Below are 2,379 nucleotides of genomic sequence, written 5' to 3' on the forward strand. Positions count from 1 at the left end.
CGCTTCATCGCTTAGCATGGTTTCGATTTTATGAGGGAGGTGAGAATGTTTCAAATCGGTTTCACGTTTGAATGATTCGACTTTTTCCCCTTCCTTGGAGCTGTTGGCAATATGTAAAAGGGGACGGACAAGGGTATATTTCGGAAAAAACGAGGTGTAAAAGTCGAGTGCTTCAGCTTGCGCCTGATGTATGATTTCTTTCAGCTCGCCTGCTTTGGAGATTTTTGGGGAGATAAAGGCTCCTGCCGCACCGCTACCGCCGGCCGCAATTCCTTCCTGATCGACCAAAGCGACCCGCATACCGCCCTGACGGAGAGTATAGGCGCTACAACAGCCGTTTACTCCCGCACCGATGATGATGACATCATAAGGTGATATTTTTGATGTCGGCAATCGAGTAAATCTCTGCGTAGATCATTCCGACCAGCGCTTTACGGTTGGCACGAACAGATAAATCTTCTGCGTTAACCATAACGTTGTCGAAGAAAGTATCCAAAGGTGCTTTGAGTCCGAAGAGCGCATCCAAACGCTCTTCGAGGGTTTCGTAGCTTCCAGAGATAGCAGACGTAGCTGCAGCGTATAGGTTGCGTTCCGCATCGTTTTCAAACAACGACGCGTTGACGCTGAAACCTTTGTCCATCGCTTCGTCTTTGAGGATATTGCTAACCCGTTTAAAGGTAGAAAATGCTTCGATAAACGAATCGGATGACGCGATAGTATTGACGGCACGGATTTTACGATCGATTTCGAGGACATCGAGTTCTACAGAAGCGTCTTTGGCAACGACGGATTGAATAATAGACGGATTAACACCGACATAGGCTCCCGCCAAACGTTCGATGATAAACGTCTCAATATTCTTTTTGTACTCTTTACCTTGCGGGTAGAGGTTTGAGAGCTGATCGATCAGACTAGAAAAATTAAGCGGAATTTGGTGCGCTACGGCGATTTTGATAATCCCGTTGACGGCACGGCGAAGAGCGAACGGATCGCGTGAACCGGTCGGAATCTCACCGATGCTGAACATACCGATCAGTGTATCGACTTTCATCGACATCGCAACGATGGCACTAAGCATGGTAGAAGGGAGTGCGCTCTCTTCACCCGTAGGGAGATACTGTTCTTTGATCGCCGTAGCAACATCGGCAGATTCACCGAGTGCCAGTGCGTAGTAATACCCCATAAGCCCCTGAAGTTCAGTAAATTCATACACCATCTCCGACATCAAGTCGGCTTTTGCCAACTCCATCGCACGATCCAAATCACTTGGATTAATATTACCATATATGAGATTGGCAATAGTCGATGCGACCACTTTTTCCCGCTTGATTTTTTCAGCCAATGTCCCCAAACCGTTCATAAAGACGACTTTCTCTAACCCTGCGGTACTAAGCCCTTTTTTGAGGTCGTTGCGGTAGAAGAACAATGCATCGGAGAGGCGTGGACGAAGAACGCGCTCATTCCCCTCGACAACTTTAGAAAAATCGTCGCACAGAGCATTGGAGACAACGACAAACGCATTGATCAATTTTCCTTCTTTAAAAACAGGGAAATAGCGTTGATGCTCTTTCATCGAGGTGATGATAACTTCCGGCGGAAGTTCAAGGAAGTTTTCGTCAAATTTGCCGAGCAATGGTGTAGGATGTTCGGTAATAGCGACAACTTCATCGAGTAAATCTTCATCGATTTCGATAGTAATTCCGTGTTCTTTTTCAAGTTTGGCAAAATTGGCCAAGATCGATTCGCGGCGGCTTTGCGGATAAAGATCGACGGAACCCTCTTTGAGAAGATCGAAATAGTGATGGATCGAATCGACTTTTTTCGCCCCGAAATGGCTGATTCGGTGGACATAGGTTTCCGATGCCGCGCGGACGCCGAAAAGTTCCATATCGACCACTTCTTCACCCAATGTGACATTAATCCAGCGGATCGGACGGATAAAACTCTCTTGATTGCTTCCCCAGCGCATCGATTTGCCGAAGCTGAGGCTTTTGATCCATTGTTCTATCATTTCCCCTAAAATAGTGCCACTCTCGCATCCTTCTACGGTGCGGGAAAAATAAAGGACCTCTTTTCCCCCTTTTTCGGCACGTGAAAGCTGATCGAACTCTACACCGCATTTTTTAGCAAAGCCTAACGCTGCGGGAGTCGGTACTCCGTCTTTGATCGCTATTTCGCTCGGCGCTCCGTAAAATTCTTCGATTCTGTCGTCTTGACGAATCTTGAATTCGCGATGCCACAGTACCAAACGGCGCGGTGTGTAATAAAATTCAAATTCTCCCAAAAGGGCATTTTTTTCCAGAACGGCAGCCCATTTTTTCTCTATTTCAGGGAGTTCTTTCAGCAACGGTACGGCGGGGAGTTCTTCGACACCGATTT

General features: G+C 47.0%; 2 protein-coding genes. Both read right to left on the bottom strand.

Annotated elements, in window-relative coordinates; genetic code table 11:
• Positions 1–393 (bottom strand): FAD-dependent oxidoreductase (locus Q0389_RS11195; protein ID WP_298694189.1); only part of this gene is annotated, 393 nt, incomplete at its 3' end.
• Positions 365–2,377, bottom strand: coding sequence for a glycine--tRNA ligase subunit beta (gene glyS, locus Q0389_RS11200; RefSeq protein WP_298694190.1), 2,013 nt, complete (start codon positions 2,375–2,377; stop codon positions 365–367). The genes Q0389_RS11195 and glyS, both read right to left, overlap by 29 nt.
• Positions 2,378–2,379 lie beyond the last annotated feature (2 nt).

The sequence above is a fragment of the uncultured Sulfuricurvum sp. genome, assembly GCF_937936435.1.
GTDB lineage: Bacteria > Campylobacterota > Campylobacteria > Campylobacterales > Sulfurimonadaceae > Sulfuricurvum.